This is a genomic window from Frankia sp. R43 (genome assembly GCF_001306465.1).
GTDB lineage: Bacteria > Actinomycetota > Actinomycetes > Frankiales > Frankiaceae > Parafrankia > Parafrankia irregularis.
Genome location: NZ_LFCW01000006.1, coordinates 432,397 through 457,215, shown reverse-complemented (window position 1 = coordinate 457,215; position 24,819 = coordinate 432,397). Strand labels below are relative to the sequence as shown.

At 73.4% G+C, this 24,819-nt stretch carries 19 protein-coding genes; 9 read left to right on the top strand and 10 right to left on the bottom strand.

Features of this window, described 5'->3' with window-relative positions; all coding sequences use genetic code 11:
• Positions 1-79 precede the first annotated feature (79 nt).
• The 7 genes from ACG83_RS26380 to ACG83_RS26345 all read right to left on the bottom strand — a co-directional run bounded on the left by ACG83_RS26380 (position 80) and on the right by ACG83_RS26345 (position 8,809).
• Positions 80-1,717 (bottom strand): DNA repair helicase XPB, encoded by a 1,638-nt coding sequence (locus tag ACG83_RS26380; RefSeq protein ID WP_054568929.1) that lies wholly within the window; start codon positions 1,715-1,717, stop codon positions 80-82.
• A 162-nt stretch (positions 1,718-1,879) separates the two neighbouring features.
• The gene (locus tag ACG83_RS26375) at positions 1,880-4,438 is read right to left on the bottom strand and encodes a helicase C-terminal domain-containing protein (protein WP_054568928.1); all 2,559 of its coding nucleotides are present in this window, start codon (positions 4,436-4,438) and stop codon (positions 1,880-1,882) included.
• 44 nt (positions 4,439-4,482) lie between these two features.
• Positions 4,483-4,713, bottom strand: coding sequence for a hypothetical protein (locus tag ACG83_RS26370; RefSeq protein ID WP_076828926.1), 231 nt, complete (start codon positions 4,711-4,713; stop codon positions 4,483-4,485).
• 755 nt (positions 4,714-5,468) lie between these two features.
• The gene (locus ACG83_RS26360) at positions 5,469-5,906 is read right to left on the bottom strand and encodes a DUF3180 domain-containing protein (RefSeq protein ID WP_035953157.1); all 438 of its coding nucleotides are present in this window, start codon (positions 5,904-5,906) and stop codon (positions 5,469-5,471) included.
• Positions 5,903-6,952 carry a 2-amino-4-hydroxy-6-hydroxymethyldihydropteridine diphosphokinase gene (gene folK, locus ACG83_RS41660; RefSeq protein ID WP_063793220.1) on the bottom strand — a complete coding sequence of 350 codons (1,050 nt, stop codon included), beginning with the start codon at positions 6,950-6,952 and terminating at the stop codon, positions 5,903-5,905. Before folK ends, ACG83_RS26360 begins: the two co-directional genes overlap by 4 nt.
• 37 nt (positions 6,953-6,989) lie before the next feature.
• Complete coding sequence (gene folP, locus ACG83_RS26350) at positions 6,990-7,889, bottom strand: dihydropteroate synthase (RefSeq protein WP_054568925.1); 900 nt, start codon at positions 7,887-7,889, stop codon at positions 6,990-6,992.
• Positions 7,886-8,809 (bottom strand): GNAT family N-acetyltransferase, encoded by a 924-nt coding sequence (locus ACG83_RS26345; protein WP_054568924.1) that lies wholly within the window; start codon positions 8,807-8,809, stop codon positions 7,886-7,888. Before ACG83_RS26345 ends, folP begins: the two co-directional genes overlap by 4 nt.
• A gap of 631 nt (positions 8,810-9,440) precedes the next feature.
• On the opposite strand from ACG83_RS26345, the gene ACG83_RS26340 reads away from it, so the two are divergent.
• From ACG83_RS26340 to ACG83_RS26325, 4 genes are all read left to right on the top strand, one after another.
• Complete coding sequence (locus ACG83_RS26340; RefSeq protein ID WP_054568923.1) at positions 9,441-10,679, top strand: hypothetical protein; 1,239 nt, start codon at positions 9,441-9,443, stop codon at positions 10,677-10,679.
• 40 nt (positions 10,680-10,719) lie between these two features.
• On the top strand, positions 10,720-11,703 hold the full coding sequence (locus tag ACG83_RS26335; RefSeq protein WP_054568922.1) for an aminoglycoside phosphotransferase family protein: 984 nt from the start codon (positions 10,720-10,722) through the stop codon (positions 11,701-11,703).
• A gap of 95 nt (positions 11,704-11,798) precedes the next feature.
• The gene (gene larB / locus ACG83_RS26330; protein ID WP_054568921.1) at positions 11,799-12,650 is read left to right on the top strand and encodes a nickel pincer cofactor biosynthesis protein LarB; all 852 of its coding nucleotides are present in this window, start codon (positions 11,799-11,801) and stop codon (positions 12,648-12,650) included.
• 190 nt (positions 12,651-12,840) lie between these two features.
• Positions 12,841-14,988 carry a MinD/ParA family protein gene (locus tag ACG83_RS26325; RefSeq protein WP_054568920.1) on the top strand — a complete coding sequence of 716 codons (2,148 nt, stop codon included), beginning with the start codon at positions 12,841-12,843 and terminating at the stop codon, positions 14,986-14,988.
• A gap of 58 nt (positions 14,989-15,046) precedes the next feature.
• Here ACG83_RS26325 and ACG83_RS26320 read toward each other — a convergent pair whose 3' ends face one another.
• Positions 15,047-16,240 carry a geranylgeranyl reductase family protein gene (locus tag ACG83_RS26320; RefSeq protein WP_054568919.1) on the bottom strand — a complete coding sequence of 398 codons (1,194 nt, stop codon included), beginning with the start codon at positions 16,238-16,240 and terminating at the stop codon, positions 15,047-15,049.
• A 7-nt stretch (positions 16,241-16,247) separates the two neighbouring features.
• Positions 16,248-17,315, bottom strand: a complete 1,068-nt coding sequence (locus ACG83_RS26315; protein ID WP_369812923.1) for a DUF5926 family protein — start codon at positions 17,313-17,315, stop codon at positions 16,248-16,250.
• 420 nt (positions 17,316-17,735) lie between these two features.
• Between ACG83_RS26315 and ACG83_RS26310 the strand changes: the two genes are divergently transcribed.
• From ACG83_RS26310 to purL, 5 genes are all read left to right on the top strand, one after another.
• Positions 17,736-18,695: an NAD(P)/FAD-dependent oxidoreductase gene (locus ACG83_RS26310; RefSeq protein WP_054568917.1), complete on the top strand. Its 960-nt coding sequence runs from the start codon at positions 17,736-17,738 to the stop codon at positions 18,693-18,695.
• Positions 18,696-18,840: 145 nt separating this feature from the next.
• Complete coding sequence (locus tag ACG83_RS26305; protein WP_054568916.1) at positions 18,841-19,386, top strand: ATP-binding protein; 546 nt, start codon at positions 18,841-18,843, stop codon at positions 19,384-19,386.
• A 186-nt stretch (positions 19,387-19,572) separates the two neighbouring features.
• Entirely contained in the window at positions 19,573-20,292 is a 720-nt protein-coding gene (purQ, locus tag ACG83_RS26300) for a phosphoribosylformylglycinamidine synthase subunit PurQ (RefSeq protein ID WP_054568915.1), read from the top strand.
• A gap of 5 nt (positions 20,293-20,297) precedes the next feature.
• Positions 20,298-21,269, top strand: a complete 972-nt coding sequence (locus ACG83_RS26295) for an ABC transporter substrate-binding protein (protein ID WP_200931379.1) — start codon at positions 20,298-20,300, stop codon at positions 21,267-21,269.
• A gap of 72 nt (positions 21,270-21,341) precedes the next feature.
• Positions 21,342-23,600, top strand: coding sequence for a phosphoribosylformylglycinamidine synthase subunit PurL (gene purL / locus ACG83_RS26290; protein WP_054568913.1), 2,259 nt, complete (start codon positions 21,342-21,344; stop codon positions 23,598-23,600).
• A 180-nt stretch (positions 23,601-23,780) separates the two neighbouring features.
• On the opposite strand, the gene ACG83_RS26285 is transcribed toward purL, so the two are convergent.
• Entirely contained in the window at positions 23,781-24,761 is a 981-nt protein-coding gene (locus tag ACG83_RS26285) for a DUF3027 domain-containing protein (RefSeq protein ID WP_369812912.1), read from the bottom strand.
• Positions 24,762-24,819: the final 58 nt, after the last annotated feature.

Sequence of the window (24,819 nt, the reverse complement as noted above, 5' to 3'; positions counted from 1 at the left end):
CGCCGGAGAGCTGAGCCCGCCGGAGAGCTGAGCCCGCCGGAGAGCTGAGCCGGCGGGCGGCGCCGAGGGGTCCCGGCCCTCAGCCGATGTCGTCCGCGTCGACGATCGTGTAGGCGTAGCCCTGCTCGGCCAGGAAGCGCTGGCGGTGCGCCGCGTACTCCTGGTCGAGGGTGTCCCGCGAGACCACGGTGTAGAAGTGCGCCGACCGGCCGTCCGACTTCGGGCGGAGCACCCGGCCGAGCCGCTGGGCCTCCTCCTGCCGGGAGCCGAAGGTGCCGCTGACCTGGATCGCCACCCCGGCCTCGGGAAGGTCAATCGACACGTTGGCCACCTTGGAGACCACAAGGGTCGTGATCTCACCGCTGCGGAAGGCGTCGAAGAGCCGCTCCCGCTCCTTGTTGCGGGTCGAGCCCTGGATGACCGGTGCGTCGAGCAGGCGCCCGAGCTCGTCGAGCTGATCCAGGTAGGCGCCGATGATCAGAACCCGGTCATCCGCGTGTCGTTCGGCGAGCCGGCGCACCACCGCGCTCTTGCTGTGCGCGGTGGAGCACATCCGGTACCGCTCCTCCGGCTCGGCGACCGCGTAGGTCATCCGCTCGTCATCGGTGAGCGTGACCCGGACCTCCGTGCACTCGGCGGGCGCGATCCAGCCCTGGGCCTCGATCTCGCGCCACGGCGCGTCGTAGCGCTTCGGGCCGATCAGGGAGAACACGTCGCCCTCCCGGCCGTCCTCACGGATGAGGGTCGCGGTGAGCCCCAGCCTGCGGCGCGACTGGATGTCAGCCGTCATCCGGAACACCGGCGCCGGCAGCAGATGGACCTCGTCGTACACGATGAGACCCCAGTCGCGCGCCCCGAACAGCTCCAGGTGCAGGTACTCGCCCTTCCGGCGGGCCGTCATCACCTGGTAGGTGGCGATGGTGACCGGCCGGATCTCCTTGCGCTCGCCGGAGTACTCGCCGATCTCGTCCTCGGTCAGGGACGTCCGCCGCAGCAGCTCGTTACGCCACTGGCGGCCCGCGACGGTGTTGGTGACCAGGATCAGCGTGGTCGCGCCGACCTGGGCCATCGCGGCGGCGCCGACTACCGTCTTGCCCGCGCCGCTGGGCAGCACCACGACGCCCGAGCCGCCCTCCCAGAAGCCGGCGACCGCGCCCTTCTGGTATTCGCGCAGCTCCCAGCCGTCCTGGCGCAGCTCGATGGGGTGCTTCTCGCCGTCGACATACCCGGCGAGGTCCTCGGCGGGCCAGCCGACCTTCAGCAGGGCCTGCTTGAGCCGGCCGCGCTCGGACGGATGGACCACAACCGTGTCGTCGTCGATGCGCGCGCCGAGCATGGGCGCGACCCGCTTCGCCCTGGTGACCTCGGTCAGGACCGCGCGGTCCAACGCCCGCAGCACCAGGCCGTGCACCGGGTCCTTCTCCAGCCGGAGCCGGCCGTAGCGGTCCATCGTGTCGGCGATGTCGACGAGCACCGCGTTGGGGACGGCATAGCGTGAGTAGCGGACGAGGGCGTCCACCACCTGCTCCGCGTCATGGCCGGCCGCGCGGGCGTTCCACAGCGCGAGCGGCGTGACCCGGTAGGTGTGCACGTGCTCGGGGGAACGCTCCAGCTCGGCGAAGGGCGCGATCGACGCACGGGCCCGCCCGGCGAGCGGGTGATCGACCTCCAGGAGCAGGGTCTTGTCCGACTGGACGATCAGGGGCCCATCCGGCAAAGCCCGCCACCGCCTTCCGCTGTTGTCACATCCACCGCACTCGACGGTACAACCAGCGGCAACCAACACCCACTCCCCGCCCGTCCGCCCGCCGGCGCCGGCGCCGGCGCCGATCCGATCCAGTCCAGTCCGGTCCGGTCCGGTCCAGTCCCGTCGGGAAGGTCAGGCCGGCTCGTCGTCGGCTGGGTCGGCGTCGGCATCGGCATCGGCATCGGCAACCGGCGGAACCACCCAGTCGCCGGTCTCCGGCGCCGGTGGCCTCGGCGGTCCTTCGAACGAGCCGTCGAGGTCCGCGACCCGGGTGATCCGATGCAGTGCGAAGCGGCGGGGGGCCGCGCTGCGTTCGTCCCAGGCGGTCAGCCAGCCGCCGTCCAGCGACGACGGACGGACGATCCGGTCGCTGGGTGTTCCCTGCTGGTCGACGTACCCGAGCAGGACACGCCGGCCATCGCGCACCGCACCCTGCAGTGTCACCAGGATGAGCGGAGCGGAGCGGACCGACGCGAGCTCCTCACCGGCCAGCTCCCGCGCCGCCTGAGCGGCCCGCGCGCTCTCGTCACCGCGCCGCACCAGCCGGACGACGTCCCGCAGCTGGTTGCCCCGGTTCCCGGTCGGCCCGGCGGTGGCGACCCGGATGCGGGCCGGCGTCCGGTGGATTTCGGGGCGGGGCAGCACGATCCGCCCGTCCGGCCCCTCGGCGACCGGGGCGAAACCGGCCGCGCGCAGCCCGTCCAGCAGCTCGGCCACCGGCAGGGCGGAGATGACGATCGTCGGTGCCACCCGGCGCATCGCCAGTGCCTGGGTGTGGCGCGACGCGACCACCTCGGTGAGCAGCGCCGTATCGTCGCAGCGCAGGTAGGACGCCGCCGGCCCGGAACGCAGCCGCCCATGCCGGCGGGCCGTGTCGTCGATGAGGTAGGTCAGCGTCTGCGGGACGCCACCGCGGGCGAGCTGGCCGAGCAGGAAATGCAGGTCCTCGGCGGAGCTTCCGGCGTCCAGCGCCCGGCGCAGCGAGCTCTCGGTGAAGCGGTAGACGGTCGCCGCGCCCGCCGACTCGATGTCGGCCATCCGGGCCAGCTCGGCCGCCACCCGGGGGACCAGCGGGCCGGGCGCGACGGCGGTCAGATCCGCCTGGATGAGCAGCTCCTCCACCGGCTCCGGCAGCAACGGGGCCATCGCGTCCGCGAGCAGGTGGCTGAGGTCGTCCTGGGATGCGTCACGGGTCGCGACCAGCCGCCCGAGCGTGCTCGGCGCACCGCGCCCGGTGAACCCGAACAGCTCCGCCTCGACGAGTGTCCCGTCCACCACGCCGTCGAACAGCGCGCCGGTCCGGCGGGGCGAATGCCAGCCGAGCCGAGCGCGGACCGCCTCGGGGGTCGGCGCGATCCCGTCCGGTGCCGCGAGAACGGCGCGCAGCACCTCGGCGCGCAGCTCGGCGACACCGGGGCGGCGGGTGTCGAACGACATCGCCGCGTACTGGCGACCACGGTCGTCACGCCCGCCCACCAGCCAGGACGCCGACGGCGAACGCAGCCAGCCGTCGGCCAGGATGGCCCAGCGCATCGCGACCGGCTCGGTGCACCACCGGTCGTAGGTGTTCGTCGGTACGAACTGGACGTCGGTTCCGGGCGTGGCGTCCACCAGGCCGGCGGCGGCCGCCGTCTCGATGACGACCGCCGCGTGCGGCTCCGGGAGATCCATCAGCCTCGCGCTGTTGCGCAGGTCACGGACACTGAGACCACCCGAGCGCAGCGGCGTCACCGGTGTGCTTCCCCAGGCCGTCAGCAGGGTCGTCACAGCACGCACCAGGGCGTCGGCGGCCAGCGCCGCGGACGGGTCGACGGAGTCCGCGCTCACGGCCCGGCCGCCCACCTCGGGCGGCGCCGGATGCAGCTCCCCCGCCGGCCGGTCCCCGCGCAGCAGCAGGCCGACCTCCCTGGGAAGCTCGACGGTGCCGGGCTCGACACCGACGATCAGCCCGCGGGCCAGCAGCTCCTCGACCGGGGTGCGGGCGGCGCCGACGTCGAGCAGCCGCTCGGCATCGTTCGTGGCGCCGAGCGCAGGGCCGCCCGCCAGCCGTTCGGCGACGTGGCGGGCCCGCGGGGAGCACTGGTCTAGCAGCGCGGACACCCGAGCGGGATCAGCCAGGACCGCGGAGATCATTTCGATCAGGGCGTCTCGCCGGCTCTGCTCCACGGACTGCCCCAGGTTCCGGCCGTTCGCCCCGGCCGAGACCGCCTCGGGCAGGCCGACCGCGCCGGCGAGCCGCGCGAGCTGCGGCAGCCGGTAGGCGGCCAGGCACCTGCGCGCCGGGTGGCCCAGCCCGAGCGGCCGCCCGCCGAGCAGGTCCACGGCCACCCCGACCAGCCGGATCGCCTCGTCCGGGCCCCACACGACAGCGCGTTCCCGCAGACTGTCGATCGTCTCCCGCAGGTCGAGGCCGCCGCAGAACTCGGTCAGAGCACGGAAGGACACCGGGCTGGGCAGCACCGTCAGCGCCTCGACGACCTCGAGCGTGAACGTGTCCATCCGTTCCAGCGCACGGCTCACGCTGCCACGGATCTCCAGCCGGGCAGCCAGAATGTCGAAGTCGGGCGGCGGGGGCGTGGCAAGATCCGGCCGAAGCCTGAACAGCCAGACCAGGGCCTCGTCCGGCAGTTCGCGAAGCCAGGCGGCCAGCGCTCCGGGCGGGCCCGAAACCCGGCCTGTCGACGGGGACACCCTGATGACGGTAACCGCAGGCGCTACTGGAGGGTCCCAGCTGGTCAACGAAGCTCTTTGACCTTGTCCACCACGACGGAGAGATGGTTGTCCCGAGCCCAGTCGGCCAGCTTGGAGGGAACACCCTGGTCCCCGGGCTGAGCCAGCGCCCGGCCGATCGAGACACCGACCACGAGCACCACGCAGACCAGCACGGCCTTGAAAACGGTCAGCGCCCGCCGGGGTCGGGCCCGAGCCGCGGGACGAGGCCGGTCCACGGGACGATCACGGTCCATGGAGCGATCACGGCCCATGGGGCGTGGCTGGTCCATGGGGCGTGGCTGGTCCACGACGGGTCGGCGGGACCGGGGCCGTTCCGGCTGGCCCGGGTACGGCCATCCCGGAGGCGGCTCATCGGCCACACGATCGTGGTAGCCGGTGGTGCTGACACTTTCCAGCCCGGCCGCTCGGGGTGGCCCCTGGGATGGCCCGGCGGGGCCGGGCCGCGGAGTGGGACCGGGCCGCCCGGCAGGACCCGGCCGCGCAGTGGAGCCGGGACTCGGAGCAGGACCGGGCCGCGGGGCAGGACCCGGACGCGGGGTAGGACCAGGCCGTGCGGCGGAACCCGGCCGCACGGTGGGCTCGTCCTCGTCCTGGCCTGGGTGGTAGGCGCCCGGCGCCGGTTCGGTGACCAGCTCGGCCGGATCGAAGCCCGCCCGCCCCGGGCGCGCACCGCCCGGGGGCTCCCTGACCGGAGCGGTCCGGAGGTTGCCGAAGCTGACCAGGCGCGATCCGGCCTGGCGCGGGCGCCCCACATCCACCGGCTGGCCGGCCCCGTCGCCAGGACCGCCGGCGGTGCCGCCGCGCCCGGAGAACGTGTCCTGGCCTTGAGAGACCACGCCCGTCCCCTTCCGGTCAGGGGCGCCGCCCTCCTGCAGCCGCATCTCCGGCTACACACCATGACCAACGACGCACCATGACCGACGAGACGTCACGGTCAACGAGGCATCATGACCAACGAGGGCACACCCGACCAAAGGGTAGCCTGCCGTCAGCGGTCGCGGATCCGGCAGGCACGTTCGAGGACGAGCCCACCAGCCAGGAGAACGGCCGTGGCCGCCAGGCCGAGACCCGCGGCGAGAGCGTCCCCGCCGGCCGTTCCGAAGTCACCCGTGCGCGGGGCGGTGTAGGCGAGCAGGGCCGTCCAGCCTCCGATCAGCGCCGCGGCGACGACCGAGGTCGCCTTGGCCAGGGCGGCGAGCCGGGCGACGGTCAGCGGCAGGATCGGGCGGGTCCCCGGGCGCCCGGCGAGGCGCCGTTTCGTCAGCGACGCGGTCTGCAGCTCGATCAGCCCGACCAGCAGGACGGACAGCGACGTCGTCGGCGGGATCTGCGGCAGCGACTGGTAGCGCCACCACAACAGCAGGTAGACCGCCGCGCCGACGACGACCGCGACTGAGAGGAGGTCCCACACCCGGGTCGGCCTCACCGCTCCGGTCCCGGCAGGTCGTGGGGTGTGAGCAGGCCGTGGGATGTCCGTCGGGGCGCGACGGCGCCGGGAACCGCGCTCAGCGCCGCCACGAGATCGGCCACCCGGCCGTGCCCGACCAGGGTGGCGCCAGGGTCGACGTCCAGCCAGGGAACGCAGACGAACAGGCGGTCCTGCGCACGCGGGTGCGGCAGCAGGATGTCGGGGTCGTCGCTGCGGAGGTCGCCGCAGGCGATGATGTCCACGTCGAGGGTCCGCGGCCCCCAGCGGACGGTGCGTTCCCGGGCGGCGGCCTGTTCGGCGGCCCGCGCCGCAGCGAGCAGCTCCCCGGGCGGGGCGGCCGCGACCAGCACGACCGCGTTGAGGTAGTCGTCCTGCTCGGGGCCGCCGACCGGGTCGGTCTCGTACACGGGCGACACCGCGAGCACACCGAGCCTGGCGTCGAGCTCCCGCACCGCGCCGCGCAGGAAGCCGAGCCGGTCACCGATGTTGGAACCGATCGCCACCACCGCGTGCCCGTGTGTGTGCTCCTGGATGTGCCTGCCCTCCTGGGCGTGCAGCTCTCGGTCGCGCAGCTCCCGGTCGCGCAGCTCCCGGTCCTGCGACTCCTGGCCGTGCAGCTCCTGGTCGTGCCGGGAGCGCGCGACGGTCACGGCGACGTCCGCGAAGGGAACCGAGATCGGTGCCGCGGGCTTGTGCACGGTGACCTCGGCCGCGCTGACCAGCGGCTGGGCCAGGCAGGCCCGGACCAGCCGGTGCGCCAGGGTCTCCAGCAGGTCGACCGGCTCACCCGCGACGATTCCGGCCAGCGCCTCGGCCAGCTCGCCGTAGTGCACGGTCAGCGAGAGGTCGTCGGTCGCCGCCGCCGGCCCGGTGTCCAGCCAGAGAGTGGCGTCGATGACGAAGAACTGCCCGAGCTCGCGTTCCGCGGGGAGCACCCCGTGGCGGCCGTGCACCCGCAGACCGGCCAGCGTGATCCGGTCGTGGTGGACGCCGCCGCCGGAGCGGTCGCGTCCCGGCGGCCCGCCGGCTGGCTGACCCGTCATCGTGACCCCCACAGTCCTCGTTGAAGACGGAAAAGGCTCAATGGAACGGCGCCGCCGGTCGGCCGACACTCGCTGCCGCCGTCGCTGCGGCGGCGGCGGCGCTACGCCATGCCCGTTCCACCCGAATGCCGTCCACCGCGGGCCGGACCGCGTGCACCCGCACCGCCCAGACCCCCGCGGCGGCCAGCAGAACGGTCGTGGCCTGGGTGGCGTCGTCACGTTCCACCGGCGGGCGCACCGGTTTGCCCGGCTCGTGCAGCACCGCGCCGAGGAAGGTCTTGCGGGAGGTGCCGACCAGCAGGGGCCGGCCGAGGGCGGCCAGCGGTCCGAGATCCGCCAGCAGTGCCCAGTTGTGGGCCGCGGTCTTGGCGAACCCGATGCCGGGATCGATGATCACCTTGTCCTCGGCGATGCCGGCGGCCAGCACGACCTCCAGCCGGGCGGCGAGCTCGCTCACCACGTCGGTGACGACATCGTCGTAGACGGCGAGCTCGCCCATCTGCGCGCTGGACCCGCGCGAGTGCATGAGGACGTAGTGCACGCCCCGGTCCGCGACGATGCGCAACAGCTCGGCGTTCATCCCGCAGGAGACGTCGTTCACCAGCACCGCGCCGGAGTCCACGGCGGCGGCGGCCACCGACGCCCGGCTCGTGTCGATGCTCACCGGAACACCGGCGGCGGCCAGCGTGGCGACCACTGGAAGCACCCGCCGCAGCTCCTCACTGGCGACCACCCGGGGCGCACCCGGGCGGGTCGACTCGCCGCCGACGTCCACGAGATCGGCGCCCTGCTCGACCATGAGCTGGCCGGCACGCACCGCGTCGGTGGGGTCCGGATAGGCCCCACCGTCCGAGAAGGAGTCGGGGGTGACGTTGACGATGCCCATCACCCGGGTCGGCCCGCCGGCGGCGAACAGTTCCGTGAGTGGCTCGCTCATGCTTCGCCACCCGAGCCAGCAGCCGATCCAGCACCTGACCCCGTGCCGGAGCCGACGGCTGATCCGACGCCGTGCCCGGCCGCGGCCGGTACGGGCAGCCGCCGGTAGCTGTACTCGTAGACCGGGCGGAAGCCGCGCCGGGTGTAGAGCCCCCGGGCGTCAGCGCTGTCCCGCTCCACCTGCAGGTACGCCTGGTCGGCCCCACCCTCGCGAGCCCAGCGTGCGAGCTCCGCGAGCACTCGCCCCGCGACGCCGAGGCCTCGCGCGACGGGCAGCGTCGCCATGCTGTAGATGCCCAGCCAGCCGCGGTCGAGCACGCCGCGCCCGACGCCGACCGGGTTGCCGTCAAGGAGCAGCGTGAGGTAGCGCTGCGGCAGCCTCATCGCCGTCAGAACGGCGAGTGAGCCGGTGAGCTGCGCGGCGAAGGTCGTGAGCACCTGGCCGGCCACCCCGATCCATCGCGCGTCGGGACGATCGGCACAGGTGATCTCGAGACGGGCACCCGCCGGATCGGGCCTGGTCACAAGCAGGCCGGTGAGCGGTGCGACGCAGACATCGGTGGGCCCGGCATCGTCGTAGCCGGCGTCGTCGAGTGCGTCCAGCAGGCCGGCGGGGCGAGCAACCGGGGTTACCTGGAACGTGGCCGGCAGGCCCGCGGCCTCGTAGAAGGATCGGACCACACGAAGACCATCCGCGAGGTCGGGAACATCGCCGCGGGCCCACACCGAGTTCCCCCGGCGCGACGAACCGGCGGACTCGCGCAGAACCCAGCCCGCGAAGTTCCGTTCCCGCAGCGGCGGCCACGCCCGATGCGCGAGGCCCTCAAGGTCACGGGCCAGCTCGATGTCACTCGTTGGCAGCGCCCGCCGTGGGGCCACCAGCGCGTCGCCGCCAGCGAGACTCGCCGAATCAGCGACCACGGAGCCCCCGGTGGCACCGCGCGGACAGTTCGACGACCACGGGACTGAGGCTACCGACCCGGCTCCCCCGATCGCCGGCAACGGCGCCACATGTGCAGCTCGCCTCGCCCGGCCGCCAGACCGGGGCCGGGCCCGCCGCAGCGGCATCCCTGGACGACCCACATCCATCCAACCCATCCACCCTCGAATCGGGAGTTTTACCACCCGCAGACTGGCGATATAGAGACCAACGACCTGGTCAAACGTTACATATGCCGCAGAGGGCGAACGGCTCGGAGCGGGCAGGGGATCACCAGGAGATCACCCAAAAACTCCACTCCAACACCATTGACACAACCCCCGACAGGCCACATTGCTGTGACACAAGCCCGTCACTGTCGGACACCTGCGACCCGTAGCATCGAGCCGTGCACGCGACACTCGCACCCGCCGTCCGGCGATGGCGTCCGCACGGGCGTCAGCAACGGCACGGGGAGCGGCCGCCGGCAACAGCGCGGCGACGCGAGCAGGCGATCAACGTGGTCTACCCGGTGGCCGTCCATCGGTGAGCCGGCGGGCAGCCGTTTCTGTCACCTAGCTTGACGGAGCAAGGTCACGAAGGCGCCTCGTGGCACACAGGAAGGACAAGGTCATGCCGCAGTCGGACGGACCCCCGCCGCCGGCAGCGCCGGCACACGACGAGATCTTCATTCCCCCGGCCCGAACTCCCCCCGACGACAGGCCCGAGGACTACCCGGCCCAGCCCCCCGGCCGCCAGGCCCCCGAGGATCTCGCCGCCGGCCCCCCGGCGGGTGACGGCACCAACCCGGACCGCAGACAGCTTCACCTGGGCGCGGGCGCGGCCATCGTGAGCGCGCTGCTGACCCAGAGCCCGATCATGGAGGTGGCGGACGTGCTCGCGGCCAGCCCCGTACAGCTTGCCCTCGAGCGCGCGAACGACGCCCTGGGCGAGCTCATGGACACCCACGAGGTCGTACCGCCCGCCCACGTTCGGGCCCGGACAGCCCGGCTGCGGCGCGGCCTGGAACGCCTCGGCCGGCGCTCGATGGCGACGGAGGACTCCCACCAGCTGCTCGTGCTCGCCGGCCGGGTCGCGGTGCTGGGCGCCGACGCCGCCTTCAAACAGGGCGATGTCGCCTCCGCCCGCGCCCTCGCCAGCGAGGGCTACCTGGCCGGTGTCGAGGCGGGCGACGGCCCGCTGTGCGGCTCCTCCCGTGAGGTCGGTGCCGTGAACGAGTTCTACGGGGGGCGCCCGAACGAGGCGCTGCGCCTGGCCCGGGACGGCCTGCGCCACGTCGGGCCCGGGCCGGTGCGGGCCCGCCTGGTCTGCCAGGAGGCGCGTGCGCTCGCGGCCATGGGCGACCTGCGCGGCGCCGCGGCCAGTCTGGAGCAGGCCTACGACCTCGCGGACACGATCCCGGCGGAGCGCTGGGGCCGCCCAGGGCCCAGCTTCGACACCTTCCACCCGGTGGAGGTCTCCTACAACGCCACGACGGCGCTCTGCCTGCTGGGGCGGCCGCGCGCGGCCCAGGAACACGCCGATATCGCGCTGCCCAGCCTGGACAGCATGGACGCCCCCGGCTTCCGCTCGGTCATCCGGTTCGACCTGGCGCTGGCGCTGGCCCGCCAGGGCAGGCTGGAGCTCGACGGCGTCTGCGAGCTCGCGACCGAGGCGATCCGGATCTCCTGGGGTCGCACGGTCGCCTCGGTCTCCAGCCGGGCGGATCAGCTGCTGGCGGCCACCGCCCCACACGGCGAGGTGCGCCAGGTACGGGAGCTGGCCGCCCTGATCCGGGACTGGCAGCGCTCGGCGGCCAGGCAACGGCCGGAGCCCGGTGTGGTCCCGGCAGCCCCCACACCGGACGTCTGACCCATCGCGGACATCTGACCCCACCACGCCCGCGGCACCGATGCAGCGTCCGGAGCGGTCCGATGGTCGCTTCACCGCGGCGCGCTCCCGGCAGGCGCTGCACCGCGTCTGCGCCAGTGTCGGGATCGATGACCGTGACGCCGAACCGATCAAGCTGACCGTCAACGCGGTCTACCGGCTGCCGCACGCCGGGGCGATCGTGCGGATCGCCACCTCCAGCGCGATGCACCACCGGGTCGAGAAGGTCGTCCAGGTCGCACGCTGGCTGGCCGACCACGGGATGCCCGTCGTGCGGCTGCTGCCCGGCGTGCCCGCACCGGTCCGGGTGGACGACTACGTGGCCACGATCTGGTGCGACGCCGGCGCGGGCGACGCCAATCCGGTCGATGCCGGTCCGCGTGGCGCCGATCGGGTCGACGCCGATCGGGTCGACGCCGATCAGGGTGCGGTGCGCTCCGCCCACGCGCTGGCCACGATCCTGCGCCGCCTGCACGCGCTGGAACCACCCGAGCCGCCGCTGCCGGCCTGGGATCCGCTGGACGACGTCCGCCGGCGCCTGGACGACGCGGAGGGCCTCGCGCCCCGGGACCGGACGTTCCTCGAAGGCCTCGTCAGCCGGGTGGAGGAGGCGCTCGGCGCCGTCAGGTACGAGTTACCGCGGTCCGTCATCCACGGGGACGCGCACCTGGGCAATCTGATCCACTCGGCCTCCGGCGAAATCGTGATCTGCGACTTCGACGCGACCTGCCACGGGCCGGCCGAGTGGGATCTGGTGCCGGTGGCGTTGGGCCCGTTGCGGTTCGGGCGCCCGCCCGCCGCCTCGGCGGAGCTCGCCCGCGCCTACGGCTTCGACGTGACCGCCTGGGACGGATTCCCGGCGCTGCGGGCGGTGCGGGAGCTGAAGCTCGTCACGAGCGTGGTCCCGATGCTCGCCAGCCGCCCGAGCGCCGCGGCCCAGTTCGCGGTCCGGCTCGACAGCCTGCGCTCGGGCGCCGATCACGCGGTATGGACTCTCTACCGCTGAGTCTCGTCCCTCGCTGACTCGTGCCCACGGCCCCCCGACCGCATCGGCTCGAATGATCACTCACCGATCTCGGCAACAGTGGCAGCATCGGCGCCATGGACCCCGAAAGTCTGCGGAACCTGTTGAAGGCCGTCTCCACCGGACAGGTCGACCCCGAGGCCGCGGCGGCCGAGCTGGCCGCCGGCCCGCTGGGCGCCGACGGCTCGGGCTTCCGCGATCTCGGCTACGCCCGCGTCGACACCCACCGGGGGATCCGCACCGGTGATCCTGAAGTGGTCTTCGGGGCGGGCAAGACCGCGGCGGAGACCGTCGGCATCGTCGATGCGCTGCGCCGGGCCTCGGGCGTCACCCGGCCCACCCTGGTGACCCGCGCGGATCATGTCACGGTCGCGGCCCTACGCGAACGCTGGCCGGATGCCCAGGTCAGCTCCGGCGCAGAGCCGCCGACCACGAACCAGCTCGCGGGCAGCCCGCTCGCGGGCGATCGACGTCCGGCGACGGTGGTCGTCGGTCCGCTGCCCGAGCCTCGTGGACTGGTCGTGGTGGTCGCCGCCGGCACCTCGGACGCCCCTGTCGCCGAGGAGGCCGCGATGACCGCCGCCGCCGCGGGAGCCGGCGTCGAGATGGTGCGCGATGTCGGGGTGGCCGGGCTGCACCGCGTACTGGCCGCGCGCCCGGCGCTGGAGCGCGCCGACTGCCTGGTCGTGGTGGCGGGGATGGAAGGCGCACTGCCCAGCGTCATCGGCGGCCTGGTCGGCACTCCGCTGGTCGCTGTGCCGACCAGCGTGGGGTACGGGGCGAGCTTCGGTGGGCTCTCCGCCCTGCTCGGCATGCTCACCTCGTGCGCGCCGGGAATTGTCGTCTGCAACATCGACAATGGCTTCGGCGCGGGCCTCTTCGCCGCCCGGGTCGCCCGCCTGGCGCGCAGCGAGTCCACCCACCGTTGACGCGGCATGGTCCGGTGGCCACGGACCGTGCCGTGTCAGGGCGTGGAGAGTCGTGTCATCCTGGATGAGCGTCCGTTGTTGACCGCCCGAACGGAGGATCAAGGCTGGACAGTGTGCCGAGTCAGGCGCAACCGTGTGATTTCGTCACAGGGCGGCCGTACATCTCAGGCAGGATCATGAGCAGGCGACCATGAACAGGACCGACGACATCGGTGGCGGGAGCCACCCGTCGCCTTCCGGTGGCATGTCCGTGGAGGTGACCGGGGCGTACGACATCCGCATGCCTGACCGGCCCAGGAACGACCGCGACGCGATCGACGTGGGCGGCGTGCAGGTCGGCGGGGTGGACGTCGGCGGGATCGACGTCGGTGGCGTGCATGGTGCCGGCGTGCATGGTGCCGGCGTGAATGGTGCCGGCCTCGGTGTCGGGTCAACCGCGGTAACGGCCGCGGGCAGTGGCCTCGGCGGCATCGAGGTAGGCGGAATCGAGGTTGGTGGCCCGGACCGTCCGAGCGAACCGGGCTGGTCGCAACCGCCCGTCTGGTCGCAGTCCCCGAGCTGGTCGCAGGCCGCGGACCCGCCGCAACCAACCGCCCTCGCCGGGCCGGCCGCTCTGCCGAACCCGAACGCAGCCCAGCCGAACCCGAGCTCCGCCCATCCCAGCCCGACTTCCGCTCTGCCGGCGCCGCCGCAGCCGCTCTACTCGCCACCACCACCACCCGCGCGGCCGGGAGTGGACACCTGGCCGTCGCTGCGGCCCGGATACCACGACACGGCCTACAACGACACGGCGATCCCGCCTGCTCCGCCGGCAAAACCGGCTCGCCTGATCGACGGAGTGCCGACGCGGACGTTCGATCCGCTTCTCGATCACGGCCTGCCGCCGGGAGCCACGGGCGAGTACCGGCCGTCCACGCTCTATCCCGCGCCGCCTCCGCCGCTGTCGCCGCCTCAGTCGTCGCCGCCGCTGTCGCCCCCTCCGCCGCTGTCGCCCCCCGGCTACGCGGCGCCGCCACCGCCTCCACCACTGCTTCCGCCCCCGCCCCCTCCGCTCCCGCCGCCGGGCTATGCCGCCCCACCGCCGCCACCCGGGTCCACCGGGGCCTCGACCGCGCCGAGAACCGATCCCTACCGCTCCGGGCGGGTGGCGTCCTGGCTGCGCGAGCCCCCACCGGCGGAGCCGGCCGGCTCGACGGAGCCGCCCGATCACCAGGCGGATCGACCTGGCTACGCGACCTCGACGGGGCGGCCCGGTTACTCGACAGAGCCACACGACTACCCCATCGTCGCCGCGGGCCGGCATCCCCGCAGCGATCTGCCTCACGACGAGCCGCAGGCGCGGGAGCAGGACTGGGACCAGCCTTCGCCACGTTTCGAGCCGTATGACGAGCCGTACGACGAGCCCTATGGTGATCATCCGGCCGACCCCTACGGCGGGCTGCCCGCGGACGCGCTGCTGCCCGCCGGGCCGGACACCGCGTCCCGTGGGTGGCGCCGGCTGCTTTACCAGGTGTCCGCGGGCACGCTCAATCCAGGCCCGTCCCCCGAGGAGGCTCGCTACCGGCGGCTGATCGGCCGGGTCCGCACGCCCCTGGACGACTGTCACCGCATCGCTGTGCTTTCCCTCAAGGGCGGCGTCGGCAAGACCACGACCACGGCCGCGGTCGGATCCACGCTGGCGAGCCTGCGCGGCGACCGGGTTGTGGCGATCGACGCGAACCCCGACCGCGGAACGCTGGGGACGCGCCTGTCGCGAACGACCCGCCACACCGTCCGCGACCTGCTCGCGGACGCCGATCGACTACACCGTTACGTGGATGTCCGTCGGTATCTTTCGCAGTCCGAGTCGCGGCTGGAGGTGCTGGCCTCGGCCAGCGACCCGGAGATCTCCGACGCCTTCTCCGACGAGGACTACCGGGCGATCGACGATCTGCTCCAGCGGCACTACTCGATCCTGCTCACGGACTGCGGCACCGGCATGGTGCACAGCGCGATGCGCCCGGTCCTGGAGCTCGCCGACACCCTGGTGATCGTCAGCAACGCGAGCGCGGACGGTGGCGCCAGTGCCAGCGGCACCCTCGACTGGCTGGACGCGCATGGGCACCACGCCCACGTGAGCGAGGCCATCACCGTGATCACCATGTTTCCGCAGGCCGGTGAGGCGGTGGACGTCGACGCGCTCGAGGAGCACTTCGCGGCGCGGACCCGCCAGGTGGTCCGGGTGCCGTTCGACCCGCATCTCGCCGCCGGCGGTCCCATCGTTCTCGACCTCCTCCGGCGGGAGACCCGCCGGGCCTACGAGGAGATCGCGGGAGCGGTGGCCGAACGCTTCCACTGACGCGCCCGCCCGGCCATCCCGACCATCCCGACCGTGTCGGCCATCCCGACCATCCCGGTCACCTCGCGAGCGCGGCCACCGCGGCGGCCACACCGGGACGACGCAGCTGGCGCGCCACGGTGGAACGGCCCTCGACGATTCGGCTGAACAGGCCGAAGGTGCCGGGCACGCCGACCATCATCGCGTGCATCAACGCGGGACGCCGGGCGAAGGCAGCCAGCACCGAACGGCCGGCGGTGATCTCGGGGCCGAGGACGTCCCCGATCCGGGCCGGATAGCGCTCGAGCGCGCCCAGGTCGCCGGCGGCGCCCGCGGCGGCGCTGGTACCGGCGAGCCGACCGGAGCGGAGTGCGAAGGAGATGCCCTCCCGCGTCCACGGATCGAGCAGGCCGGCGGCGTCGCCGGCGACGATCACCCGGCCGCGCCGGAGCGGGGAGCTCTCGGACCGCACTCGGGTGAGGTGGCCGGAGTCGTGCAACCTGGGCGCGTCGGTGAGGCCGAGCCGGTCGACGAACGCCTGGTAGTAGCTGCGCAGCGCCGGGCCTTCGTCCCGGCTGCCGATGACGCCGACCGTGAGCACCCGGCCTTTGGGGAAGACCCAGCCGTACGACCCCGGTACCGGCCCCCAGTCGAGCAGCATGCGCCCGGACCATTCGGCGGCCACGGCGGCGGACACCTCGAACTCGCCTTCGAGACCGACATCCACCTGGTCGCAGGTGACGCCGACGAAGGTGCCGGCCCGGCCGGAGGTGCCGTCCGCCCCGACGACGACCCGCCCGTGGATCGCCGGTCCGGAGCGGACCTGCACCGTCACCGCGGGGCTCCCCGGCCCGGTGTCGTCCTCACGCAGGCCGGTGACGTGCGTGCCGGTGCGGACCTCGACACCGGCCGCCTTCGCCGCGTCGAGCAGCGCCGCGTCCAGCTCGGAACGCATCACCATCGACAGCAGCGGCTGGCCGTCACGGCGGCGCCGGGTGAAGGTGCGGTGTCCGTCCAGGGTCATGGTGAGCGCGTCCACCCGCGCGCGGACCAGCGGGGCGAGGTCGATCCGAGCGTGGTCCATCGACAGGCCGACGAGCCCACCACCGCACGTCTTGTAACGCGGGACGTCCATGCGTTCGAGCAGGCAGACGCGGGCGCCCGCCTCGGCGGCCGCCCGCGCGGCGGTCGTGCCCGCCGGTCCGGCGCCCAGCACGACCACGTCGAAGAGGCCGCTCGGCGATTCCCCGCCGAGCGGTTCCGAGAACGCCACCGCCGGCCTAGCGGAGGGTGAGCGTGCGCCCGACCACGCCGGCGCGGACCCGCCGCTCCTGCGGCGTGAGGGCGCGCGCGTCGGCGACGGTCTCCCGCAGCGCCACCCAGAGCGCTGCCGCGGGCTTCTCGCAGGATTCGGCGTCCGCGCCGGGAGCCAGGTCCCAGACCGGCACGACCAGACCGTCCGCGCGGAAGGATCCCACGAAACGTGACCCTTCACCAACGCTGAGCTGGCCGGCGGCGGACAGCCGGGCCAGTGCGTCGAGCAGCGCCTCCTCGGTGAGATCACGCGAGGATGACAGCGCCCGCGACGACTCGCCGCCGCCATCCCCATCGCCACCGCTGCCGAGCGGCAGTGCCCACCGCAGGTGCAGCCGGTCGCCCGGGTTGCACCAGTAGGCCGCCGGCACGGACTCCAGCCGTGTGGTCGGGACGACGGTCGCGTTGGCCCGGTCCAGGCTCGCGGCGACCTCCGCGTTGGGCTCCGCCCCCTCCGACGAGGGAATCCACCAGGTGAAACCTGAGTGGACGGTCACCTCCAGCGGGGCCGGGTCGAGCAGGTCGGCGAGCCGGGGCAGCTCGGCGAGGCCCCCGGGCAGCTGTTCCACAGCCGCCAGCGCGGAGGCCGGCGGGCCCTCCACCACCGTTCCGGGCTTCGCGTCGAGGGCCGCGAGCAGCGCGCCGGCGAGATCGGCCGCCGGGTCCAGACCACTGACCAGGGTCTGCATCGCGAGCAGGATCTCGCCGTCGTCACGGACCACCGCGGGCGCGGCCTGCGGGAGCAGCGTGCCCAGGATGATCCGCCGGTCCGCATGATCGGGGTGGGCGTTGAGGTGCTCCGCCGACAGCGTCAGCGGGGCGGTCGCGCTGGGGACGAACTCCCGCAACGCGACCAGGTCGGGCTCGTCCTGCCGGCCCTGGAACGGGCGCAGCACCGGCGCCGGACGGGTCCGCTCGCCATGGCACGCCTTGTACCGCCGGCCGGAGCCACACGGGCAGGGCTGGCGCGGTCCGACGGCCGGCACCTGGTCGGAACGGGATTCGGGACGGCTGGGCGTCGTACGGCGGGCGATCGGGGAGCCTCCGCGGCCGGGCCCGCGCAGCGCCGGACGCCGCGCGGGCAGATGAGCAAAGATCGGGTTCCGCGGACCGCGAGCGGCTCGGTGGAACGCGACAGGGCTAGGCGGTAAGGCTAGGGCATCAGCGCGTCGGGGCACCTCCCGACATGCGCCACCGCCCGCATGCCGATCGCGGGTCGATCACGGGTCGATGGCGGGCCGATCACGGTCCGACGGGGCGCCGGCCGCGTCGTCGTCACCCGGCACGCGGGGTTCCCCCCTTCCGTACGGGTGTTTTCCCTCCGATCGGCACCCAAGCGCCCGCCGGGGACGTCCCGCGGCTGCCGGTCGGGGCACGATGACGTCGCGGCCCGCCCGCTCCACACCAGCTTCGGGTCGCTTCGGAGAGGAAGATCTACCCAGGACGGTTGGAACGTGTCAAAAGTCGTCGTCGCAGGTGGTGGGATCGCGGGGATCGCCTGTGCGCGGGAGCTTCGGGCCCACGGCATCGAGGTCGAGGTACGTGACCGCGGCCGGGTGGTCGGCGGCCGGATGGCGTCCCGGTGGATCGACGGCCGGATCGTCGACTCCGGCGCGTCGTACTTCACCGCCCGCGGCCCCGACTTCCTGGAGATCGTCGACGACTGGCTCACCCGCGGCCTCGTTCGGCCCTGGACGACGCGATTCCCCGTGATCGACGGCCCGTCCCGCACGATCTCCGCCGCGGTGCCGGGCCCGCTGCGGTACGCGGCCCCTCGCGGCATTCGTTCCCTGGTGGCCGACCTGGCCGCCCGCGGTGGGGTCCGAGTGTCGCACTCGTCCCCGGTCACCACGGTGGAGCCGGGGCCGATGGTGGACGGCGAGCCGGTGGACGCCGTCGTCCTGGCGATGCCCGACCCACAGGCCCTGCGCCATCTCGCTCCCGAGCTACCCGCCGAACGCGCCGCCCTGCTCGGACGGGCCTGGACGCCGGTTCTCGCCCTGCTCGCCGGCTGGTCCACCCGGCGGTGGTCACCGATCGACGGCGCCTTCGTCCACCGGGATCCGACCATCGAGTGGATCGCCGACGACGGACGCCGCCGCGGCGACAACGCGCCCGTGCTGGTCGCGCACTCGACCGCCCAGTTCGCCGCCGGCCGGCTCACTGACCCACCGGCGGCCGCGCCGGCGCTCACCGAGGCGTTGCGGCGGCTGCTCGGCATACCGGCCGAACCCGACTGGACCTACGTGCAGCGCTGGACGTTCGCCCGCCCGGCCGCACCCCGGGAGGAGACGTACTTCTTCGGCGCGGCCCGGGTGGGCCTGGCCGGCGACGGCTGGGGCGAACCCCGGGTGGAGTCGGCCTGGCGCTCGGGGACGGATCTCGCGCGGGCGATCATCAGCGCACTGACCTGACATCCTCGTCCCCGGCGCGCTCGTCGTCAGCGCGCTCGTCGTCAGCGCGCTCGTCGTCAGCGCGCTCGTCGTCGTTGACGTCGATGTGGTCGTCGTCGCAGTCGTCGCTGGTTGCTGACGGACCGCCGGGGGTACACCGAGCGACGTGGAGATCAAGCTGGGTCTGTCGCTGCCCCGGGACGAGATCTCCATTCCGATCGTCCGGAGAATCTGTGCGCAGGCGCTCACCGTGCTCGGTGTCTCGCCGGACTGCATCGCCGATGTCGAGCTCGCGTTGACCGAGGCCTGCGCGAACGTGCTCGCGCACGCGACCGCGGACGACGACTACGAGGTCCGCGTCGGTGTGGACAACGGGCTCGCCGTGATCGAGGTCGTCGACCACGGCGGCGGTTTCGATGTGGCCAAGGCCCTCGAAGGCGGCGGAGCGAGCCCCAACGGCGACGGCCCGGCCGACAGCGACAGCAGCGACGGCGAGGGTGAGGGTGAGGGCGACGGCGACGGCGCGGCCGAGCACCTTTCGGAAGGCGGCCGCGGGATTCTCCTGATGCGCGCGCTCATGGACCGGGTCCGGTTCGACGCCGTCGAGGGACCACACCAGGGCACCAGGGTGCATCTGGAGAAGGTTCTGACCTGGAATGACCGCTCCCCCGGCGCGCAGCTCATCCGGGCTCGTGCTGGCGGGGACCCCTGATCGGCCCCCTCCGGGGTGATTTCGCCCCTGCTCGGGGGACGCCACAGGTCCGAGTCGACGATGGCCACAGGTCCGAGTCGACGATGGAAAAGGCTCAGATCATGGTTCATCCCGTGGCAGGCCGGTAGGTTGAGGCCGGTTACGCCTCGGATCGAGGTCACGGGCGAAGACGGTGGTGGGGACAAGATGCCGGAAGTTCCGCTGGGCGACGCAGGCACGCCAGGGGCGCCCAGGGTCGGCGTGGTGACCTTTCCCGGTTCGCTGGACGACCGGGACGCCGCCGCGGCCGTCCGGCTCGCAGGCGCCGACCCGATCCCGCTCTGGCACGGCGACAGCGATCTGCGCGGCGTCGACGCCGTTGTCCTTCCCGGTGGCTTCTCCTACGGCGACTATCTGCGCGCGGGGGCGATCGCCCGGTTCTCCCCCGTCGTCGGCGCGGTCGTCGCGGCGGCGCGCAACGGTCTGCCGGTGCTCGGGATCTGCAACGGCTTCCAGGTCCTGTGCGAGGCCGGGCTGCTGCCCGGCGCGCTGACCCGCAACTCGGGGCTGCACTTCATCTGCCGGGACCAGCGGCTTCGCGTCGAGACCAGCAGCACCGCCTGGACCAGCGCCTACACCGCCGGCGAGGAGATCCTCATCCCGGTCAAGCACGGGGAGGGCCGGTACGTGGTCGACGCGTCGACCCTGGCCGAGCTGACCGCGCAGGATCGGGTGGTCGTCCGCTATGTGGGTGGGAACCCCAACGGGTCGGTCGACGACATCGCCGGGGTGTGCAGCGAGAACCGGCGGGTGGTCGGCCTGATGCCGCATCCGGAGCATGCGGTGGAGGAGCTGACCGGGCCCGGCACGGACGGGCTGCGGATGTTCACCTCCGTGCTGGGTGACCTGCTTCGCGCGGCGCTCTGACCTTGATGAGAAGGAGCTCGGCGAGGCGAGGCGGAGCGAGGCGGGGCTCGGCACTGCGGGGCTCGGTGGCGGCGACGCTGCTCGCCGTGACTCTGGCGGCGGTCGCCGCCTGCGGTGGCGGTGGGGAGCCCGAAGGCGGTGACCTCGGCTCGCTCACGGTCGCGGACGCCGGGTTCACCGAGAGCACGATCCTCGCCGACATGTACGGCGAACTGCTCGACCAGGCCGGCTACCAGGTCGAACGGACCTCGCTGTCGACCACGGAGGACGGCCAGTCCGCGCTCGAGAGCGGCGAGATCGACGCGATGCCGCAGTATGTCGCCACCTATGCCAACCTCCTCAGCTCCCAGGGCAACGGCGGCGATCTCCAGCCCGGCACGGCGTCCGATCTGGACGCCGCACTGGCCAGGCTCCGCACGCTCGCGGCGGCGCGGGGGCTGAGCGTCCTCGAACCGGCCGACGCCGTCGACCAGAACGCCTTCGCGGTGAGCCGGTCGTTCGCCGACGAGCACAACCTGAGGACGCTGTCCGACCTCGGGGCGAGCGGGCTCGCCGTCGAGCTCGCGGCCGGCGCCGAATGCGTGAACCGCCCGTTCTGCGCGCCCGGCCTGGAGAAGGTGTACGGCATCGAGATCAGCGGAATCCTCGAGACCGGGGTCGCGACCAGGCAGACCAAGGCCGCCGTTCGGGACGACGAAGCGCAGCTCGGGCTGGTGCTCACCACCGACGCGACCGTCACCGACTACGGCCTGGTCGTGCTCACGGATGACAAGAAGCTCCAGAACGCCGACAACCTGGTGCCCGTTGTGAACTCCGCCTCACTCACCCCGCAGATAACGTCCGCGCTGAACGCGCTGGCACCGGTGCTCACCACGGCGGATCTGGCTGAGCTCAACAAGAAGGTGGACGCCGAGCAGCAGAAGACCGAGGACGTCGCCCGCGACTACCTCGCCGACAAGGGCCTGCTCGAGGGCTGACCCCTGCGCACGGAGGCGGACGGCCCGGGCGTCGCCGACACCCTGCGCCCGCGGATCCGCCAGGATGGGGCGGTGACCGGAACACCCTCCGCCCCCACCACCAGCCAGCCCTACCGCGAGCTCGGCCTCACCGACGACGAGTACGAACGGATCGTCGCGACCCTCGGCCGGGTCCCGACCGACGCCGAACTGGCCATGTATTCGGTGATGTGGAGCGAGCACTGCTCCTACAAGTCCTCCAAGGTGCATCTGCGCCAGTTCCGGGACACCCCGGCCACCGACCGGCTCCTGGTCGGGATGGGCGAGAACGCGGGTGTCGTGGACGTCGGCGAAGGCCTGGCCGTCACCTTCAAGGTCGAGTCACACAACCATCCCAGCTTCGTGGAGCCCTACCAGGGAGCGGCCACCGGTGTCGGTGGCATCGTCCGCGACATCCTGACCATGGGGGCCCGGCCGATCGGCGTCCTCGACCCGCTCCGCTTCGGTGCCGCGGACGCCCCCGACACCTCCCGGGTGCTGCCCGGTGTGGTCGCCGGAATCGGTGGCTACGGCAACTGCCTGGGCCTGCCGAACATCGGCGGCGAGGTCGTCTTCGACCCGGTCTACGCGGGTAACCCGCTGGTCAACGCGCTGTGCGTGGGCGTCATGCCGGTCGGCCGGGTGCAGACCTCCGCGGCCACCGGCGTAGGCAACGCCGTGGTCCTGCTCGGCGCGAAGACGGGCCGGGACGGCATCGGCGGGGTGTCCGTCCTGGCATCGGCGACGTTCGACGCGGAAGGCGGCCCGGCCCGGCGCCCGTCGGTGCAGGTCGGCGACCCGTTCATCGAGAAGATCCTCATCGAGTGCTGCCTGGAGCTCTTCGACCGCGGGCTGGTCGTCGGCATCCAGGACCTCGGCGGCGCCGGCCTCACCTGCGCGCTCACCGAGACGACGGCCGCCGGCATCGCGACCGGCCAGCCCGGCGGCATGGACGTCGACCTCGACCTCGTCCCGCTGCGCGAGGCGTCGATGGAGGCCCATGAGGTGCTGGCCAGCGAGTCGCAGGAGCGGATGCTGGCCGTCGTCACCCCCGACGTGCTGCCCGAGGTGCTGGCGCTGGCCGAGCGCTGGGGCGTGCACGCCACCCGGATCGGCACGGTGACCGACAGCGGCCGCCTCATCGTCCGCTGGCACGGCGAGGTCGTGGTGGACGTCCCGCCCGGCTCGCTGGCCGACGACGGGCCCGTCTACGAGCGCCCGCTGCGGCGCCCGGCCGATCTGGACCTGCTGCACGCGGACGCACCGACTGCCCTGGTACGTCCCGGAACAGGTGCCGAGCTGCGGGAGACGCTGCTGCGGATGGTCGCCTCGCCGAACCTGTGCTCACGGGCCTGGGTGACCGAGCAGTACGACCGGTATGTGCAGGCCAACACGGTGCTGGCCCAGCCCGAGGACGCCGGTGTGCTGCGGCTGTCAGCCTCCGGGCTCGGCATCGCGCTGGCCACCGACGGCAACGGCCGCTATGCCCGGCTGGACCCGTTCGCCGGCGCCCAGCTCGCCCTCGCCGAGGCGTGCCGCAACGTCGCCGCCGTCGGCGCCGAGCCGATCGCGGTGACCAACTGCCTGAACTTCGGCTCGCCCGAGGACCCGGAGGTCATGTGGCAGTTCGCCCAGGCCTGCGCGGGCCTCGCCGAGGCGTGCCGGCGTCTGGGCCTGCCGGTCACCGGCGGCAACGTCTCCTTCTACAACCAGACCGGGGCGACTCCGATCCATCCGACCCCGGTCGTCGGCGTGCTCGGGCTGCTGCCGGACGTGGGCCGCCGCACCGCCATGGCCTTCACCGGCGCGGGCGACACCGTCGTCCTGCTGGGTGAGACACGGGACGAGCTCGGCGGCTCCGAGTGGGCCTGGGTCACCCACGGACATCTCGGCGGCACGCCACCGGCCGTCGACCTGGCCCAGGAGAAGGCACTCGCCGAGGTGCTCGTCGCCGGCGGGCGCGACGGCGTGCTCACCGCGGCGCACGACCTCTCCGAGGGCGGGTTGGCGCAGGCCCTGGTCGAGTCCTGCCTGCGAGGCGGGCACGGTGCGCGCCTCGAGCTCCCCGCGGACGCCGACCCGTTCGTCGAGCTGTTCAGCGAGTCAGCCGGGCGCGCGGTGGTGACCGTCGCCGGCGGCGACCTGGATCGGCTCGCGGCCCTGTGCGCCTCACATGGTCTGCCGTGGCGGCCGATCGGCGCCGTGACGGCGGCAGCCGACCTCGAGGTCGCCGGCCAGTTCGGCATTGCGCTGGACGAGCTGCGGACGGCACACGAGGGGACGCTGCCTCGCCTGTTCGGCAGCACCTCCTGACGACGCACGCCTGACGACGCACGCCTGACGGCGGACGCCTGACGACGTCTGCTGGCCGGTGTGCCTGGCGCGCCCGGTGCTGGCCCGGGTCACCCGTGGCCGGCGCCGGGTGACCCGGGCCGGCCGAGCGGTCAGGCGATCTGGTCAGACGTCAGCGGTCATGCGCGGGGCGGTCCGGTGTCAGGAGTGCCCGTACGGCTCGGGGTCCGCGGAGTCGGCGCCAGGTGTCCTCGTGCTGTCCGGCACCGACCCCGGGGCATGCGCGGCCACGCCGACGAGCTCGATGTCCGTCGGCACCAGATCCGAGGGGTCCTCGTCGAACGGCACCGGCTCGGGATGGGCCGACGGCGCCACCAGGGCCTCCGAGTGCGCGCCGCAGCCGTGGTCGATCGCCGTCACGCGGCCGTCGTCGGGCGCGAACTCGTTGGCACAGACACCGAACATCCGGCCCAGCACGCCGGCCAGGCGGACATGGAAACCACAGGTCAGGCAGGACGCCGGCGCGACCTTGGCGATGGAGGCCTCCGGGCCCGCCTCGCCCCCGTACCAGCGCTGTGCCGTGTCCTCACGGCCCGCCGGCGACAGGATCCGCGGGCGGCCGAGCCCCAGTTCCATCCAGACGTCGGCGTCGTCCAGCTCAAGGGCGTCGCCGGCCCGCAGGGTGAGACGGGCGTCGTCCACCGCGGTCGGCAGCAGGTCGCCCACGCCGACATCTCCCGGCCGCAGACGCTCTGACCAGGGAACCCAGGCCGGTGCGAGCAGCGCGCCCTCGCCGGGCATCAGCACGACGTCGTTGACGGTCGGCTTGCGGATCCTGGAGGCGCGCGCGACGGCGACCGTCCAGGCCCAGCCCGCGTAGGCCGGCGAGAGGCACGCGAACCGGTGCAGCACCAGCCGCTCCGCCTCCGCCTCGACCCCGAGGTGCTCGCCGACCGCGCCCGCGTCGCCGGCCTCTTCCTCGGCCGCGGCGCGCGCGAGGTCGACCGCCGTGGCGCACACAGCATCGGGCGCCAGCTCCCGGGCGGTGCGGGACGCCCGACCGGCCCGTGGCTGCGGCGGCGCCGCCTCCGCGCCCGCGTCGCCGACCGCCACAGTCTCACCGGCCGCCACAGCCTCACCGGCCGCTCCGGACTCCACGGCCGCCGGGGATTCGGCCTTCACGGCCGGCTCGCCCTTCGCGGCGGCTTCGGTTTTGGGCTTCTCAGCCGGTTTGGCTTTC